General features: G+C 72.7%; 4 protein-coding genes. 2 read left to right on the top strand and 2 right to left on the bottom strand.

Translation table 11 applies throughout. The features are described 5' to 3' along the window. Together AKJ08_RS11825 and AKJ08_RS20150 are read right to left on the bottom strand one after the other, a co-directional pair. Positions 1-6,876 carry a beta-ketoacyl synthase N-terminal-like domain-containing protein gene (locus tag AKJ08_RS11825; RefSeq protein ID WP_205624719.1) on the bottom strand — a complete coding sequence of 2,292 codons (6,876 nt, stop codon included), beginning with the start codon at positions 6,874-6,876 and terminating at the stop codon, positions 1-3. After that, positions 6,869-14,800 carry a type I polyketide synthase gene (locus AKJ08_RS20150; RefSeq protein ID WP_050726252.1) on the bottom strand — a complete coding sequence of 2,644 codons (7,932 nt, stop codon included), beginning with the start codon at positions 14,798-14,800 and terminating at the stop codon, positions 6,869-6,871. The genes AKJ08_RS11825 and AKJ08_RS20150 overlap by 8 nt, the downstream gene beginning before the upstream one ends. A gap of 184 nt (positions 14,801-14,984) precedes the next feature. Between AKJ08_RS20150 and AKJ08_RS11815 the strand changes: the two genes are divergently transcribed. Together AKJ08_RS11815 and AKJ08_RS11810 are read left to right on the top strand one after the other, a co-directional pair. Beyond that, positions 14,985-16,250 (top strand): mechanosensitive ion channel family protein, encoded by a 1,266-nt coding sequence (locus AKJ08_RS11815; RefSeq protein ID WP_157370635.1) that lies wholly within the window; start codon positions 14,985-14,987, stop codon positions 16,248-16,250. 27 nt (positions 16,251-16,277) lie between these two features. Beyond that, the gene (locus AKJ08_RS11810) at positions 16,278-18,440 is read left to right on the top strand and encodes a Tex family protein (RefSeq protein WP_050727555.1); all 2,163 of its coding nucleotides are present in this window, start codon (positions 16,278-16,280) and stop codon (positions 18,438-18,440) included. The last annotated feature ends 33 nt before the right edge of the window (positions 18,441-18,473 follow it).

Raw genomic sequence — 18,473 nt, 5'->3', positions numbered from 1 at the left:
TCAGGGCTCCACCAGCGCGATCGAGAGATCGTGCATGGAGTAGATCGCCTTGCCGTCGGCGAGCACGTAGCCGTCGGCGACCAGGCGCGGCACGGGGAGATCGGCGATCGACTTCACGTGAGCGACGACCTCCATGCGCGCGGTGGCGGGGCGGACCTGGCCTCGGTAGACCCAGCGGTTCGACTCTCCGCTCGGCGGCATGACGGCGAAGCGGTGGCTCTTGGCGAGGCTCGGCCAGCGCTCGACGCAGAGGTGCTGCATGAGCTGCAGGAGCGCCTCGACGCCGAGGGAGCCGGGCATCACCGGATCGCCGTGGAAGTGCGCGGCGAAGAACCAGTCGTCGGGATCGACCGACTTGCTGCCGAGGGCGGAGCCGAGGCCGTGGGGCCCGCCCGTGAGGTTCAGCGCGTCCACGCGGTCGAGGAAGCGGAACGCGCCCGCCGGGAGCGCCAGGCCGGTTGACGGTGTCGCGGGATCGCCGGGCGTGAGCGGCGCCGTTGCGGCGATCGGGAAGCTCCGACCTCCGGAGGGCATGTCGATTCCGCCGGTCGGGACGCGGATCCCGGCCTGCTGTGCCAGGGCGGCCTCGGGGAAGAAGCCGAAGCGGGTCGTGCCGGTGAAGACCGGGCCCCGGGCGCTGCGCGTCTCGAAGGTGAACTGCTGGAGGATCATCCCGCCGGCTTCGGAGACGAGGTCGAGGTGCGCGAGGGTCTCCAGGTCGCCCGTACCCGGCGTGACGAGATCGTGCACCGTCGCCGTGCCTTCCAGATTGCGGAAGAAGAGGGGCTCGTCGCGGCGCAGGGCCGAGCCGAGCCACGCGGCGAGCCAGCCGCAGGGCTGGAGGGCGGCCTCGAGGAGCACGGAATACGGCATGTGCCCGAGGCGGCTCGCGCCGAAGTACCAGGCGTCAGTGGGGACGCGGTAGACGGCCTTCGCGCTGGCGCCCTTCTCCAGACGGAATGGGGCGCCTGCCTCGGGGACGATCTCGTCGATGAAGCTGAAGGGATCCGAGGGGAGGCGCGCCATGCGCCCGCCGTCGAAGCGGTGGTAGGGCGCGCCGAAGGCCTGGGACGGGAGGCCGGTGGCGAAGGCTTCGATGTGGCGGCGGCCGTAGATGGGTCGGTTGCTCGACGTGCGACCCAAAGGAAGGATGGCGTCGTCCGCGAAGAGGGCGCCGAGATCGTCTGCTTCGACAGGCTCGGATGCGGCGTGTGCCGCGGAGGTCGAGCGGGCCCAGGTGCGCGCGATGCGCTCGGCGTCCATACCCACGAGGCGCACCGACATGCCCTCCATCTCCACGGCGTGGAGGTCGTCCACGAACATGGAGGCGTCCGCGAGGACGTAGGGCTCGGGGTCGTAGCCGATCTCCTTGATGTCGATGCGGTAGCGCGCCTTCTTCGTGGTGGGCGTGACCTGGCCGCGGCATCGGAGCTTGCTCGGGTTGCCGACGACGGGCGCGTAGCCGAGGCCTTCCGGCGCCTCCGACTCGTCGCAGACCCAGCCCATGCGCAGCAGCAGCACCCGGAGCGTGTGCAGGCAGCACTCGTACATCAGGGTGCCCGGCATCACGGGATCGTCCGAGAAGTGGCAGGTCAGGAACCAGGCGTCGGGCTCGATGTCGGCCTCGCCGGTCACGGTGCCCAGGCCGAACCGGCCACCCGTCGGGTCGAGCTCGATGATTCGATCGACGAGCCTCATCCGGCCGTCCGGCAGGCGCAGCGCGGGCGGGAGCGTGATCCCGGCGAAGAGAGGGCCGAAGGCGGTCTCGGCGTCCCCCCGGCGCAGCGCGTCCAGGGCCTCGTCGCCGAGGGTCTCCCGGCCGATGGACACCAGGGGCTCGAAGGGAGCGGTGGTCCTTCCGTCGCTGCCGAGGCGCCGCTGCGGGATCGCGCTGGGGAGCTCGCCGACGATCCCCTTGCCGCTCGCGAGCTGACCGGGGCTGAAGAAGCCGGCGCAGCCGCTGCGCATGGTGATCAGCGGCTCGCCGGCGATGGTGCCGTCGAACTCGAAGAAGAGCAGGTGCGTGTCGCCCTGGCGGATGAAGCGGTGGACCCGGATGTCGTAGCGGACCGTCTCTCCGGGGCGCGGCAGGTCGCGGTGGAAGATGACCTGGGCGTCGAGGAGGCGGTAGACGCGCTCGCCCTTGGTGACGAGGTCGATGCCAAGGTACGCGCAGAGGAAGAGGTCGGCCTGGCCGGACTCGACGCTGATGCAGACCGGAGCGCGTCCGCCGTCGAGGTACCAGGCGCCGTGGTGCACGTCGTGCTCGGTGACGCAGCGGCCGCTGCCGAGGATACCCAGGGTGCCCTCGACGGACACGATGCGATCCACGAGCATGAGGGGCTCGTCTGGGAGCCGCACGCGGGTCGCGTGGAGATCGACCTCGGCGAACGCGGGGCCGAGCACGTTCGAGAGCTTGCCGATCGCGAACTCCATGCAGAGGTCGCGGTCGAAAGCGGGCGGCTGCCCTCCGGTGGCTACAGGGACAGGCGCGGCGATCTCGGGCGCAGCAATCGGGGGCGCTGCGAAGTCTGGCGCGGCGCCGCCGAGGAGCTGGAGGAGGCGGCGCTCGTTCTCCAGCGCGAGCTGTCGCAGGTGCAGAGCACCCTCCGCGGCATGGAGGAAGACGCCGTGGGCGGCGACGTTCGCGCGGGAGGTCTCGAGGATGCCCCGCGCCAGTGCGCCGAGCTCCATCACGGTGCTCGATCCATGCACGGCCGGCGAGACGGGCGCGGGGATGGCGCGGAGGTCTTCATTTGCCGGGATGGTCTCGGGGATCGGCATCGGCTGTCGGATGATTTCTTCCTCCTGCACGGCGTCCACGCGAGGCCACGGCCGGCCCATCGGCACGGACACGCTCGGTCGCGGTGCGGCCTCGGGATCCTCGAGCTCGATTCCGCTCTCGGCGCCGTAGAGGCGCTCCAGATCCACGTGAATTCCCGACTCGATCATGCGCGCGACGGCGCCCAACATCGTCGACGCGGGATCCCGATCGCGCTGGCACGCTGCGACGGCGAGGTGCTCCCTCCCCGCGAGGATCCGGCCGATCATCCGGGTGCAGGAGCCCTGCGGCCCGAGCTCGACGAAGATCCGGACGCCGTCCTCCCACGCCTTCTCGATCACGGCCGGGAAGTCGAAGCCGTGGAGCGCGTTGGCGAGGATGGAATCGGCAGCCCTCTCGTCCGTCGGCTCGTAGGCCTTCGCCCACGCGCCGCTGTAGAAGCGCACGCCGGGAGGCGCGGTGGTGGGCTGTACGTGGAGGCGGCGGTAGGCTGCGGCGACGGGCTCCACCACGCCGCAGTGGACGGTGGGGACGCCTTCGAGCGGCAGCGCCTCGCAGGCGAGCGCGGCGACCAGGGCTTCGACGTCGCCGCGGCGGCCGCCGACGACACACTCCCCCGGCGCGTTGACGATGAGGAGCGAGACGGTGCCGCGGAGCGCGGCGCGCACCTCGTCGGCGCTGCGGTTCACCACGGCCGCGTGCCAGTCCGCCTCGTCGACGCCCCACGCGCGGCGGGCCACGTCGCAGCGTCCGGAGAGCTCGTCGCGGAAGAGCGGCGAGGCCATCGTGCGCGAGAACATCCCGTCGCGATCGCGCCAGGCGCGCGCCGAGAAGAGGCCGGCCGTCTCCCCCAGGCTGTAGCCGACGACGGCGTCGGGCTCCACGCCCAGGAAGCGCAAGCAGTCGCTCATGGCGATGCCATGGGCGACCTGCCCGAGGATCATCCGCGCCGGCTCCCGGGCGATGGCGCGGGCGGCTTCGCCCTCGGCGCCCTTCGGCCACGAGGCGCGCCACGGCGCGAACCACCGCGGCATCATCTGGCTGCGGAGCTGGGTGGTCTCCGAGTCCAGCGCGCGGATGGTCTCGGGGAAGGTGACGCCCAGCGAGCGTCCCATGCCCACGAAGTGGTTCCCGGAGCCGGGGAAGACGAAGGCGACCTCGGGACTTCCGTTCGCGGCGCGAAGCGACCCCGGGCGCGCAGGGCGGTCGAGCTGACGGAGGATTTCGTCGCGGCTCGCGCCGACGAAGGCGCGGGCGTGGGCGGACGATTCCGCCCCCGATGCGGAAGCGGCGGTCGCCCTGTGCCATCCGGCGGCGAGCGCTTCGATCGGTGCTTCCCGCTGCAGCCATTCGCGCAGCGAGGCGACGGCAGAGGCGAGCCCCGCCTCCGTGCGGCCGCGGCAAACGAAGAGCCCGACGCCCCGATCGCCCGCGGGCCGCGCGCGCTCGCGCCGGTGTGCGGAGGCGGGGCGCTCGACGCCGCCGAGAACGGCGTGGAGGCAGGTGCCGTCCCGGGCAACAGAGCTGACGCCGGCGAGGCGCGGGCCTTCGGCGCGATCGCGTAGCCAGGCCTGCGCCGTCCTCGGCACGTGGAAGGGGCCTGCGTCCCAATCCGCCGCGTCCACGGGCATGCGGAAACCGGGGTGCGGCGGCAAGATCTCGTGGAAGAGGGCGAGGGCGGTCTTCACCACCGACGCCAGCCCCGAGGCGGCGCCCGTGTGTCCGACAACGGCCTTGGCCGATCCCAGGGCGCAGCTCGGATCGACGCCGGGCCCGAAATAGCGGTGGAGGGCGCGGGCCTCGGCGGCGTCCTCGTCGGGGATGCCGCTGCCGTGGGCCTCGAGGAGCGAGATGCGCTCCTTGTCGACGCCGGCCTCGGCGTGGGCGCGCTCGAGGGCCCGGACGTAGGCGTGCTCCGTGGGTCCGTCGCCGAGGGCGCCTTCGCCGAGATCGCCCCCACCGGCAGCGCCGACGCCGCGGAGAACGGCGTAGATCCGATCGCCGGCCGCCTCCGCGTCGGAGAGGCGCTTCAATACCACGGCGGCGGCGCCTTCACCCGGCGTGCACCCGTCCGCGTCGCGCTCGAAGGGGAGCGAGCGGCCGGTTCGAGACCAGGGGCGGAGCGAGCCGTCCAGCGCGCCGAGGACCTCGACACCAGCGACGATCATCGCGTCGGCGTCGCCGGCCTGGAGGAGCCGCGCGGCGACCTCGAGGGCGCGCAGGCCCGAGGTGTCCTCTCCCGAGACGGAGAAGCTCGGCCCGCCGAGCTGCAGCTCTCGGGCGATTCGACCCGCCACCACGCCGCCGAGGGCGCCAAGGGTGCGAGCGGAGTCGAGGGCCGGCCCGAGCTCGTCGAGGCGTTCGTCCTCCCTCTCGCGCAGGAGCCAGCGAAGCTGGAAGCGGGTCGTCTCGGGATCGAGGCCCTGGCCCACCAGCGCGCCCGTGCGCAGCCTCGGCGCAGCCCCGAGCCGGATCAGGCCCGCATCGTCCGCAGCCGCGGTCGCGGCGTCGAGGGCGAGGAGCTGCTGCGGCAGCAGCGACGGCAGCTCGCGAGGGGGAATGCGGTAGCGGCCCAGGGGAATCTCGAGCTCGTCGATCCACGCGCCGGGGCCGGCGGATCGAGGCTCGTCGGCAGGCCCCGCGCGATCGGCCGGGCGGGGATCGAGCACGCGCTCGCCGCGGAAGATCGCCTCGCGGAAGGCGGCGAGATCCCGCAGCCTGCCGAAGCGCGTGGACATCCCCACGATGGCGATCGGGTCAGCATCGGCTGCTGACCGCTCCGAGGCCGCGCCGGGGAGCCACTCCTCCACCAGGAGGTGGGCGTTGATCCCGCCGAAGCCGAAGGCGGAGACGGCCGCCCGCCGCGGCAGGTCGGGCGCGCGGCGCTGCCACGGCTCCGGCGCCGTGGGCACCCGGAAGCGACCGAGGCCCGGCGCCGCCGTGGCGGCTTCGAAGCCGGCGCTCGGCGGAAGCACGCCCTCGCGCAGCGCGAGCAGGACTTTGGCGAGGCCGGTGGCAGCGGCGGCGGTGAGCAGGTGCCCAACGTTCGACTTCACCGAGCCGATCGCGCAGCCGGCGGTCGAATCCTCTTCGGACCAGAGCGTGTCGAGGCTCGAAAGCTCCACCGCGTCACCGCGCGGCGTCCCCGTGCCGTGGCACTCGATCAGGTCCACATCGGAGGGCCGCCAGCCCGCCGAGGCGTAGGCGGAGCCCATCGCCCGAACCTGCCCCTCGCGCTCGGGGGAGAGCAGGCTCCCGCCGACGTCGTTCGAGAGGCCGATGCCGCGGATCACGCCGAGGATGGGCCGGCCCGAGGCGACGGCGTCCTCCAGGCGCTGCAGCAGGAAGATGCACGCGCCCTCGCCGACCACGAGGCCGTCGGCGCGGGTGTCGAAGGGCGCGCAGCGGCCGCTGGGCGAGAGCGCCTGGAGCTGCGTGAAGCCCACCTGCGTGTAGAGCGCCTGGGGGCGCGAGACGCCGCCGGCGAGCACCGCGTCGGCGCGGCCCGCTTCGAGGTCGAGGCAGGCCAGGTGCAGCGCGTAGAGCGAGGACGCACAGGCCGCGTCGAGGGTGTAGCTTCCGCCGCCGAGGCCCAAGGCCCGCGCGAGGAGCGCGGCGGGGAGCGCGGCGGGCTGGCGATCCAGGGGCGAAGCGTCGGGCTCGTCGCCGAAGGCCGCGGCGCGCGAGAACGCGGAGGCGGCGTCCGTGGGGAGCACGATGTTCGCGAGCACCACCGACACGCGGTCGCGGTCGAGGGAGGCGCCGCTTCCGCTGTGAAATGCGTCGACACCGACAGTGAGCGCGAGGCGATGCAGGGGATCCAGGGAATCGACGAGCGCCCGGTCGATCCCTTCGACCTTCGCCTCGAAGGGATCGAGGAAGCATCCCTTGGTGGAGATCAGGCGATCCGGGCGGCCGCTCGGATCGAGGAGCGCCTCCGTGGGGACCGGCCAGCGCTCAGGGGGGACCTCGCGGGACGCGCTCTCGCGGGCGAGGATCCGATTCCACAGGGAGTCGAGGTCGGGAGCACCGGGGAACTTCCCCGCTGCGCCGACGATCGCGATCGCCCTGGGTTTCCGGAGGACTTCAGCCACGAGAACCCTCTGCTCTCGGCGGTGCGGCGGCCTGCCCGTCGGGGCCATCCGCGCGTCCGTAGGCGGCCTCGAGGGAGGCGCTCATGGTGCAGACGTAGCCCTCCAGGCGGGCGACGAGGGATCCGTCGGCGCCCAGGAGCTCGCAGTCGGAGACCACCGTGTTGTCGTCGAATTCCCGTACGGCGACCACGGCCCGGACGCCGTCCTCGGGGAGCCGGTCGCGGTACTGCCTCCACGCGTCGAAGCGGGTCGGGAGCGAGGGCACGCCGTGGCGGTCGCGGCAGTGGAGCACGAGGGCCTGGAAGATCCCGTCCAGTGCGAGTGGATCGGTGGTGAACGCGCGGTTCCCGGACTCCGGAATCCAGGCGCATGCAGGAGGCGAGGTCCGAAGGCCTGCGGCGAGGCCGTCGTCGCCGAGGCCATCGACCGACTCGATGGCGTGGAAGCGCGGCCCATGGAAGAGGAGGCGGTCGCGATAGATCGTGTCGACGTCCACCGTCGCGGGGCGCAGCGGGCCCGCGTCCAGCGACGGCAGGGGCGCGCTCTCCCGCGCTCCGAGGACGACGCGGGCCCGCGCGTGGACGCGCTCCCCCGCTCCGCGGAGCTCGACGTCGATCTGGCGGCCGAGGACGTTGTCCACCGGCGGCGCACAGGAGACGGTGAGCTCGGCGGTCTCGTCGCCGAGGACCACGCCCTTGAAGAGGCGGAACGCCTCCACCGCCACCAACGAACCGCCGAAGGCCTCGCGGGCCGAGGTCGCGAGGAGCTCGGTCATCATCGCCACGGGGAGCACCGCCTGGCCCGCGAGCTCGTGATCCGCGAGGTAGGGATGCGTCTTCCGATCGACGCGGTGGGCGGAGAGGAGGATCCTCTCGACGGGAGCCGGCTCCTCGCCGGACGGGAAGCCCGCGCCGACCACGCGCTCGACCGCGCCGCCGCGCGAGGATGCCGCCGTGCGGGCGAAGAGGCGGGCGCCGGCCTCGAGGGGGATGAGGCCGATGCCCTCGCGCTCGAACTCGCGGCGCAGCGCGGGCGTGACCATCCCGCCTTCCCAGGGGCCCCAGTCGAAGGCGATCACGTTGCACGCCGGTCGAGCGCGGGCTTCACGCAGCGCGTATCCGGTGAGCACTTCGTTCGCGGCGGCGTAGTCGGCCTGACCCCGCCGGCCGAAGCGGCCCGTCACCGACGTGAAGAGGGCGAGGAAGGCGAGGTCGTCGCCGGCGGTGGCGGCCAGCAGCGCCTCGAGGCCCTCGACCTTGGTGCCCAGCACCTCGGCGAAGTCCTCGTCGGACTTGTCCTCGATGCGCCGGTCGCGAAGGACGCCGGCGCCGTGGACGACGCCGCGCACCGGTCCGTGGAGGGCGCGCGCTTCGTCCAGAGCCGCGGCCACCTCGGCGGGATCCCGCACGTCCACGGAGGCGTAGCGCACGGTGGAGCCGGCGGCCTCGATGGCCGCGATCGCCTGCCGCACCTCGCGCTCGGCGAGGATCCGGCGGCACGCGTCGCCCACCTGCTTCGGGGTCGGGCGCTGGCCGGGGAAGCCGTCGGCCAGGAGCGCCTTCTTGATCGCTGGCTCGTCGGACGCGCCGGCGAGCCAGGCTGGTTCCTGGGCTGCGGGGAGGGGAGAGCGGCCGAGGAGGAGGAAGGTCGGGCGAGAGGTCTTCGCGAGCTCGATGGTGCAAGCTGCAGTCACGCCTCGTGCACCTCCGGAGACGACCACGAGAGCGCCGGGCTCGAGGTGCGTCGCGCGCGCCGTCGCCGATCCCTCGGGGACGAGGCGGAGGCCGACGCGGCCCGCAGCGCCCAGACCGACCTCGCGGGGGCCGGCCTCGCCCAGCTCCGCCGCGAGGACGTCGGCGGCTTCATCGGGAGCGAGGGAGGTGCATACGTCCAGCGCGCGACAGCGAACCGTGGGCCACTCCTGCGCGGCGGTCTTCGCCAAGCCCGCGAGGCCCGCCTGGTGCGGCGAGCCGGATGCGGGCGAGAGGCGGCCGAACGCGCCGTCGCGGCGGGCGATCGTGGCCAGGAGAGCGCCGCCGCTCTCGCCGGCGGTGCGCAGGCGGCCTGCGACCGACCGGAGCCGGGAAAAGGCCAGGGGCAGGAGATCAGGAAGGTCGTCGCCCAGGATCAGGAGCGCGCTCACCGCTTCGTCAGGCTCGTCCGACGCAGGGGCCAGGGAGACCACGCGGGCGGAGAGCTTCGTCGCCAGAGCGGTAGCGAGCGGATCGGCGGCGTCTCGGGCGGCGATCCAGATCGCGCTCGGCGCGAGCGGCGGAAGCGGCTTCCCGGGGGTGGCGGGCAGGCGAACGGCGACGACCCCCCGGTGCTCGAGGGCGTCGGCCGGATCATCCTTGGATTGCGCGGATTGCGAGCCCGCCCCTTGGGCCTCGGCTTCGGCCTCGGCCTGGACGCCGGCGGCAGCGCTCCCGGCGCCGGATTCCGCGCCATGGCCGGGGGCCACGAACTCGAGCACCTGCCGCAGCGTCCGCAGATTACCGAGGTGCTCGGGATCCACGGTCGGCGCGTTGGGCACGCGCTTCGAGAGCATCGAGAGGATCTCGACCCGCTTGATCGAGTCGATGCCGAGGTCCGACTCGAGGTCCATGTCGAGGTCGAGCATCTCGGTCGGATAGCCCGTGGACTCGGCGACCACCGAGAGGAGCACGGCCCGCACGTCGAGGGCGGCGTCGTTCGAGTCGTTGGCGGCGGGCTGCACGACGGCGGCCTGCTTCACGGCGACGGGCTGCTGAACCGAAACGGGCTGCTGCACCGCGACGGGCTGCTGCACCGCGACGGGCTGCTGCACCGCGACGGGCGGCTGAACCGCGACGGGCGGCTGAACCGCGACGGGCTGCTGCACCGCGACGGGCTGCTGCACCGCGACCGGCTGCTGCACCGCGACCGGCTGCTGCACCGCGACCGGCTGCTGCACCGCGACCGGCTGCTGCATCGCGACCGGCGCATACGGCGCGAACCCCGCCTGCACCGGGGCCGGCTGCGGCATCGCGAACGCCGGCCGAGCCTGCACGGGCTGCATCGCCTGCGGCGCGAATGCCGGCATCTCGATCGGCCCGCCCGCAAGCGCCTGCTCGACGAGACGCTGCTGCCCCAGGAGGAGCGCGTGGAAGCTCGCCTGGGCGGCGGCCTGGCCCTCCAGGAAGCGGTGGTGGAGCGCCGCGGTCTGATCCTGCAGCGACTGCAGCGCACGCAGGCTCTCGGCGTTCGCCCGGAGCGCCTCGAGCAGGAGGCTTCCGGATCCCGACGCGGTGGTCGGAGCGGGAGGGGCGATGGGGAGCGTTCCGTACGTCATCGGGGACTCCAGGGGCCGAGCGGCGGGCGAAGCCGTCCGAGCAACGGACGCCTCGCGCGGCGGCGCCGGCGAAAGTGGTGCGGCGTGCGCCGCGGGAGAGGAAGGGGCGGCCGCCGCGGCGTTCGTCGCCTGTGCGGGCCGGTTGCCCGGGAGGTTTCGATTCGCGGCGCGCTCGTCCACCGGCGATCGGAAGTTCGCACCGGTGAGCGGCACGATCATCCGCGGTTTGCGCGTCGGCGCCTTGCGCCCGGGAACGTTCTGCCACTCTTCGAGGCGCACCTCGTGTCCCGCCGCAGCGAGGGCGCCGAGGAGCGAGGCGAGGTCCAGGAGGCCGGTGCGACGCCCGGCGCTCGCATCGAGCGCCACCGCGAGGTGCGCCTTGTCGCCGAGGGTCGAGCGGACGAGGCCGCAGAGGGTCGCCTTGGGGCCGACCTCGACGAAGGTGCGGACTCCGTCGTCCCAGAGCGTCTCCACCGACTCGGCGAAGCGCACGGGCCTGGCGAGCTGCTGCGCCAGGAGCGCCCGGGCCTCGTCGCCGTCCAGGGGGTAGGGCGCCGCGGTCGAGTTGGCCACGACCGGGATCGAGCCCGGGAAGAGCTCCACCTCGGCAAGCGCCTCGGCGAAGCCCGCCGCCGCGTCGGCGACGAGGGGGCTGTGGAAGGCGGCGCCCACCGTGAGCGGGGTCGCGCGGAAGCCCTTGCGCTTGCACGCATCCCGCGCCCTGGCGATCGCCTCGCGGCTGCCGGAGAGCACGCCCTGCGCCGGCGCGTTGCGGTTGGCGAGGACCACGTCGAGGCCCTCCTCCGCGATCATCGCCTCCAGGTCGGTGAGGCCCGCGTGCACGGCCAGCATCGTGCCGCGATCGCTGCCGTCGCCGGCCATGAGCTGGCCCCGCGCCCGGGCGAGGGTGTGGAGATCCGCCGCGCCGATCCGCCCCGCGGCGTGGAGCGCCACGAGCTCGCCGAAGCTGTGTCCCGCCGCCAGGTCGGGCCGGACGCCGAAGCGCCGGAGCACGCCGAGCGCGCCGAGCTCCACCGCACCCAGCGCGGGCTGCGCCCGATCGGTTCGGGTGAGGAACGCGGTGCGTGCCTCGCGGACGGCCGTATCGAAGGTGGGCGGCGGATAGACGTCCGGCGCGATCCCGTCGGCGCCCTCCAGGGCGGAGAGCAGCTCCGGGAAGGTGTTCGCCAGGTCGCGGAGCATCCCGACCGACTGTGAGCCTTGACCCGGGAAGAGGAAGGCGAGCTTCCCGGCGCGCGATCCGACGCCGTAGGAGACGCCGTCTGCGCTCCCGGGGCCCTTCGCCACCAGCGCCCGAGCCTTCCCGGCGATCGCCGCGAGGTCGGAGCCGCGCTCGAAGGCCAGTAGCAGTCTGTGCTCGGCCTTCACACGGAACGTGGAGCGGGACCGCGCGCAGAACGAGGCGAGCTCCGCGGGCGCGCAGAGCTCCAGGCCGGCGAGCTCCGCCAGCACCGCGTCCCGATCCGGGCCGGAGAAGGCGGCGAGCTCCACGGAGCCGTCCCAGGCCGGCGCTTCGCGCGCGTCCCGGTACTCCTCCACCACCGCGTGGAAGTTGCTGCCGCCGAATCCGAAGGCGCTCACCCCCGCGCGGCGCGGGTGGCCGGCGGCCTTGAGCCACGGCCGGGCCTCGGTGGACACGTGGAAGGGGCTCCCTTCGATGCCGGGCGCCGGCGCGTCCACCTTGATCGTCGGCGGGATCACCTTGTGCGTCAGCGCGAGGGTGGCCTTGATCAGGCCCGCCGCCCCGGCCGCCGCCTTGGTGTGGCCGATCTGCGACTTGATCGAGCCGAGGGCGCACCACCCCTTTTCCTCGCTCGCAGCCGCGTAGACCTGGCGAAGCCCGTCGAGCTCGCTGGCGTCGCCGGCCTTGGTGCCCGTGCCGTGGGCCTCGACGAGCTCGATGGTGCGCGGATCCACGCCGGCGATCTCGTAGGCAGCGGAGAGCGCTCGCGCCTGACCCTTGGCGAGGGGCGCATAGATGCTCTTGGCCCTGCCGTCGCTGGAGGTGCCGATCCCGCGGATCACCGCGTAGATCCGATCGCCCGCCTCCTCTGCGTCGGAGAGGCGCTTGAGCACCAGCATCCCGATGCCTTCGCCGAGGATCGTCCCGTCGGCAGCGGCGGCGAAGGGCCGCGCGTCACCCGTGGGCGAGAGCGCGGGGGTCTTCGAGAAGCACATGTGCATGAAGATGTCGCTGATGGTGTCGACACCCCCGGTGAGGGCGAGATCCGACCTGCCGGTCCAGAGCTCCATGCACGCCGTGTGGATCGCCGCGAGCGAGCTCGCGCACGCCGCGTCCACCACGCTGTTGGTCCCACCGAAGTCGAGGCGGTTCGCGATCCGGCCGGCGACCACGTTCCCGAGGAGGCCCGGGAAGGAGTTCTCCTGCCAGCCCACGTAGGCGCGGCCGATCCGCTCCACCACCTCGTCGGCCTGCTCCTCGGGCACGCCCGCGTCGCGGAGCGCCTTGCGCCAGTGCGGGTGCCCCAGCCGCGCGCCCAGCGAGATCACGAGCTCCTGGGTGCCGGTCACGCCCAGGAGCACCGAGGCGCGGCTCCGATCCCACTCCCGCCCGTCGCCGTAGCCCGCGTCTTCCAGTGCCTTCTGCGCCACCACGAGGCCCAGGAGCTGCGAGGTATCGGTCGCCTCGAGGATGGCGGGCGGGATCCCGAACTCGGTGGGGTCGAAGGGGTAGGCGTCCAGGAACGCGCCGCGCGTCGTGTAGATGCGGTCCGGCGCCTTGGGATCCGGGTCGTGGTAGTCCGCGAGCGAGAAGTGGCTATCGGGGATCGGGCCCACGGCGTCGAGGCCGGTCCGCACCAGGCGCCAGAGGGACTCGAGATCCTGGGCCTTCGGGAAGAGGCCGGCCATCCCGACGATCGCGATGGGCTCGTTCTTCGCCGCGCGCGCCGCGACCCTCGAAGGCCGGGCCTCGGTGGGCCTGGCGGTCTCACGCGGTACGAGGAGGGCGTCGAGCTCCGCCGGCGTCTTCGGCGAGAAGCGCTCGAGCTCCGGAGGCAGGCCCACGCCCTGCGCCCGGAGCGCCGAGAGGCGGGTGAGCGCCGCGGCGCCCACGAGGAGGTTCATCGCGACGGGGACGACGCGCCGCTCGCGCCAGTCCTCCAGGTACGAGCCCTTCGCCCAGTCGTTGAAGGCGCCCATCGCCGGGCCGCACCAGATCTGGAAGTCGAGCCGGCGGTCCGCGACGCCCTGGTTCGCCCACCCCGAGGCCTGGCCGAGGTACGAGCGGAAGACGAGGGCCATGCGGTGCCTGGTGTCGCGCTCTCCCTTCTCCACCTGCGACGGGTCGCGCACGGCGAAGAAGCGCTTGCAGCCCTCCCACGCCTCGTCGAGCGAGCAGCGGAAGTACTTCTGCTCGAGCTCGGCGCGCACGGGCGCGGGCAGCGCCTCCAGGCTCTCGTGGCTCCGGAAGAGCTCGTAGAGCTTCGCCGCCCGGACCGGGAACATCGTCCCCTTCGAGAGGACCTGGACCTTCACGCCCAGCTCGAACATGTCGGCGGCGGGCGCCATCGTCACGTCCGTGCTCGCCGCCTGGGCGAGCATCTCTCGCACCTGATCCGAGGTGCCCGCCTCGCGACAGCCCTGGTTCACCGAGCCGGTGACCACGTAGGCCGCGCCGAGGGAGAAGGCCGCCGCCATCGCCTGGGGCGTCGCGATCCCGCCGGCGGCGCCGACGCGCGGCCGTACGGCGTATCGATACTCTGCGTGAAGCTCGTCGCGGAGCGCCTGGATCGCAGGCAGCACCACCACCAGCGGCCGGTTGTCCGTGTGTCCGCCGGAGTCGGCCTCGGCGGTGATGTCCTCCGCCATGGGGATCGACTTCGCGAGCTCGGCCTGCTCCGCCGTGATCTCGCCGGCCGAGACGAGCTGCCGGAGAAGGCGCTCCGGCGGAGGCGAGAGGAACTTCCGCGCCACCTCCACACGAGAGACCTTGGCGATCACCCGGTTCGGCGCGACCACGCTCCCGTCGGCGCTCCGGTGGATCCCCGCCACCCGGTAGCGCACCAGCGGGAGGGTGAGATCCAGGTAGGCGGAGGCGCACACCAGGCGGATCCCGTGGCGCAGGAAGAGGGCGGCGCCTGCCGTCTCCAGCTCCGGATCCGCGGGGCTGTGGATGAGGTTGAAGCCGTAGGGGAGGTCCGCGAGCCTGGCGAGCCGCTCGATCGCGGCCTCGACCCGCGCCGGCGGGAGGCCACCGGCGCCGAAGAAGCCGAGGAAGCCCGCCCCTGCGGCGGCCTCCACCATCTCCTCGGACGCGATGCCGTTCGCCATCTCGCCGGCCACGTAGGCATAGCGGATGCCGTGGGCCTCGCGGAAGGCGGGATCGCCGAGGTCCTCCGGCAGGAGGGCCGGAACCTGGGCGAGGAGGGGGAGATCGCTGCCGGTGGGCGCGCCCGGCCTGGCCGTGCCGCCGTGGCCGACCGCGACGCGGCCGCCGAGCTCGACGATCGAGAGCGGCTCGGCCACGCGCTCCAGGCCGTCCCGCAGGTCTTCGAGACTGGTCGACGCCGGAAGCGCCCCCGGGCTCCAGGCGCCGAGGCCCCGCCGGAGCTCGCTTCGTTTGCCGACCATCCGAACCTCCTCTTCGGTCGCGTCGGGCTTCTAACATCCGGGTCCGGGGCGGACAACCCGAACCGGACGGCGGCGGCGGTCGTCCTCGGCACGACGCAAGACGTCAAAAAGGCCGGCCTGCCCTCGGAGGTCCACCGTCTGGTATGGAGGCGACAGGGCGGGGCGGAGGCGGAAGATGGACTGGTTGGAGCTACATCCGCTCGCGAAGGACGCGGCAGGTCTCGGGGCGCTCCTCCTCGTGGCCTGGTTGGCGTGGGTACTGGTCCTGCGGGTCGGGATGCGCCTCCTGGCGGCCGTGGTCAGGCGGAGCCCGAACTCCTGGGACGATGCCGTCCTCGACCGCGGCGTCTTCCATCGGGCGGCGGCGGCGTTCCCCCTGCTGATCGTCCACCAGGGCCTCCCGCTCCTCCCGGAGCTGCCGCCCAGGCTCTCGATCCTCCTCTCGCGCCTCGCCGTCGCGGCGGGCTTCGTGGTCGCTGCCCGCGCCTTTTCCGCGGCCCTCATGGCGGCCAACGACGTCTACGTCCGCCAGCCGCTGGCCAAGGACCGGCCGATCAAGGGGATCCTCCAGGTCGGGATCCTCGTCGGCTACATGGCCGCCGCGATCCTCGCCCTGGCCGTCCTGATGGACCGCTCGCCGGCGCTCCTCCTCAGCGGGCTGGGCGCGATGAGCGCCATCCTCCTCCTGATCTTCCGCGACAGCATCCTCTCCTTCGTCGCCGGCATCCAGATCACCACGAACAACTTGATCCGCGTGGGCGACTGGATCGAGATGCCCCAGTTCCACGCCGACGGCGACGTGATCGACATCGCCCTCAACACCATCCAGGTTCAGAACTGGGACAAGACGATCACGACCATCCCGGCCCACAAGTTCCTCGAGAACTCGTTCAAGAACTGGCGGGGCATGCAGGAGTGGGGTGGGCGGCGGATCAAGCGATCCATCTTCGTGGACGTCTCCACGATCCGCTTCCTCACCGCCGAGGAGGTCGAGCACTTTGGTCGCTTCTTCCTGCTCCGCGACTACATCGCGCAGAAGAAGGCCGAGCTCGAGGACCACAACCGCACCAAGGTCCAGGACCCGTCGCTCGTCGTGAACGTGAGGCGCCTGAGCAACCTGGGCACCCTTCGCGCCTATGTCTCGAATTATCTCCGGCAGCACCCGGGGATCCACCCGGACATGACCTGTCTGGTGCGCCAGCTCCAGCCCACGGCCGAAGGCTTGCCCCTCGAGATCTACGCGTTCACGTCGGACATCCGCTGGGCCGTCTACGAAGGCGTCCAGGCCGACATCTTCGACCACGTCCTCTCGGTGGCGCAGGAGTTCGGCCTGCGCGTCTTCCAGAACCCCTCCGGCCACGACTTCGCGAAGGCCTGGCGTGGCGATCCGGTGGAGAACCGCGCAGTGGGCATCCCGGTGGGCCGGGAGAAGGAACCCCGCGCCGAGTAGGACGCCTTGGGTGCTAAGTTGCGCGCCATGAACGCCTACGCCAACGAGATCGCGCGCGCCCTCGCGCTTCGCGCCGAGCAGGTGGACCGGGTCCTCGCCTTGCACGAGGAGGGCGCCACCGTTCCCTTCATGGCCCGCTACCGGAAGGAAGCCACGGGCGGCCTCGACGAGGTCCAGATCCAGGCGATCCTGGACGCGGCCGGAACACGGAAAGAGCTCGACGATCGCAGGGCGGCGGTGCGGCGATCGATCGAGGAGCAGGGGAAGCTCACGCCCGAGCTCGTCGCCGCCCTGGCGAGGGCCACGACCCGCGCGGAGGTGGAGGATCTCTACCTGCCGTATCGCCCCAAGCGGCGGACTCGCGCCACCATCGCCCGCGAGCGGGGACTGGAGCCGCTCGCCGACTCGATCTGGAAGCTGGAACCAGGCGATCCCATTGCGACCGCCGGCGCTTTCGTGGATCCCGGGAAGGGTGTCCCCGACCCGGAGGCGGCGCTCGCCGGTGCGCGCGACATCTGCGCCGAGCGGGTCGCCGAGGATCCGGAGCTGCGCGGGGCCGCCCGGAGCCTCGTCGCCGGCAAGGGGGAGCTCTCGTCCCGGATGGCGCCGAAGATGAAGGGTGAGAAGACCCGCTTCGACGCCTACGCCGACCACTCGGAACCAGTGTCGAAGGCTCCATCACATCGTGTGCTGGCGATCCTTCGCGGCGAGGCCGAGGAGGTGCTGAAGGTGCGCCTCGCGCTCCCCGACGACGAGATCGTCGACCGCCTGCGGACGAAGGTGGTGGGAAGGAGCACGACGCCTGCGGCTCGACAGCTCGGGCAGGCCGTGGAAGACGGCTGGTCGCGGCTGATGGCGCCCTCTGTCGAAAGCGAAGTGCGGACGCAGCTCAAGGATCGGGCGGACCTGGGCGCCGTCGAGATCTTCGCGGAGAACCTGCGCCACCTGCTGCTGGCGGCCCCGGCGGGCGGGCGGAGGGTGCTCGCGCTGGATCCGGGCCTGCGCACCGGCATCAAGGCGACGATGCTCGACCCCACCGGGAAGGTGTTGGAGACGTCGACGCTCTACTCGGAGGCCGGGGCGTCCCGGCGCGCCGAGGCTGCGCGGCTGCTCGCCTCCCTCGTCTCGCGGCATGGGCCGGAGCTGGTGGCGGTGGGCAACGGGACGGGAAGCCGGGAGGCGGAGGCCTTCGTGCGGGAGGCGTTGGGAGCGGGGCGGCTCCCGATCGTCTCCGTGAGCGAGCAGGGGGCGTCGATCTATTCGGCCTCGGCCACCGCCCGCGAGGAGCTCCCCGACCTCGACGTCTCGCTGCGCGGCGCGGTCTCCATCGGGAGGCGCCTTCAGGATCCCCTAGCGGAGCTGGTGAAGATCGAGCCCAAGAGCATCGGGGTGGGCCAGTACCAGCACGACGTCGACCAGGGTCTCCTCAAGAAGAAGCTCGGCGAGGTGGTGGATTCCTGCGTGAGCGCGGTCGGCGTAGACGCAAACACCGCCTCTCCGCAGCTCCTCGAGCACGTGGCGGGCGTGGGCCCGACCCTCGCGCGGCGGATCGTGGCGCACCGCGACGAGCAGGGGCCATACGAGAGCCGCGCCGCCCTGCGGAAGGTGAAGGGCCTCGGACCGAAGGCCTTCGAGCAGGCAGCAGGCTTCCTCCGGGTGAAGGGCAGGAACCCGCTGGACGACAGCGGCGTGCACCCCGAGCGCTACGGAGTGGTCGAGCGCATGGCGAAGGATCTAGGGGTCGAGGTCGCGTCGCTCGTGGGCCGCTCCGAGCTGGTTCGGCGGATCGACTGGCGGGGCTACGTCGGCGACGGCCTCGGCGAGCCCACCCTTCGGGACATCCTGGCCGAGCTCGAGAAGCCCGGCCGCGATCCCCGCGGGGACTTCTCGGCGCCGGCGTTCAGGCCGGGTCTGCACCGCCTGGAGGATGTCCGCGAGGGCATGGTGCTCCAAGGGGTGGTGACCAACGTCACCGGCTTCGGGGCCTTCGTGGACGTGGGCGTCCATCAGGACGGGCTCGTCCACGTGTCACAGCTCAGCTCACGCTTCGTGAAAGATCCGGCGGAGGTCGTGAAGGTGGGCGACGAGCTCACGGTGAAGGTCGTCTCCGTGGACCTCGAGCGAAAGCGTCTGGGACTCTCCGTGAAGGCGCTCCAGGGTGGCGCTCCTGGTTCGGCAGGACGACCGTGATCACGCGGAGCAGCCGGAGGTCACCTACGTTTC

The organism is Vulgatibacter incomptus (assembly GCF_001263175.1).
In the GTDB taxonomy this organism is placed as follows: domain Bacteria; phylum Myxococcota; class Myxococcia; order Myxococcales; family Vulgatibacteraceae; genus Vulgatibacter; species Vulgatibacter incomptus.
This window is presented reverse-complemented; position numbering and strand designations above follow the sequence as displayed.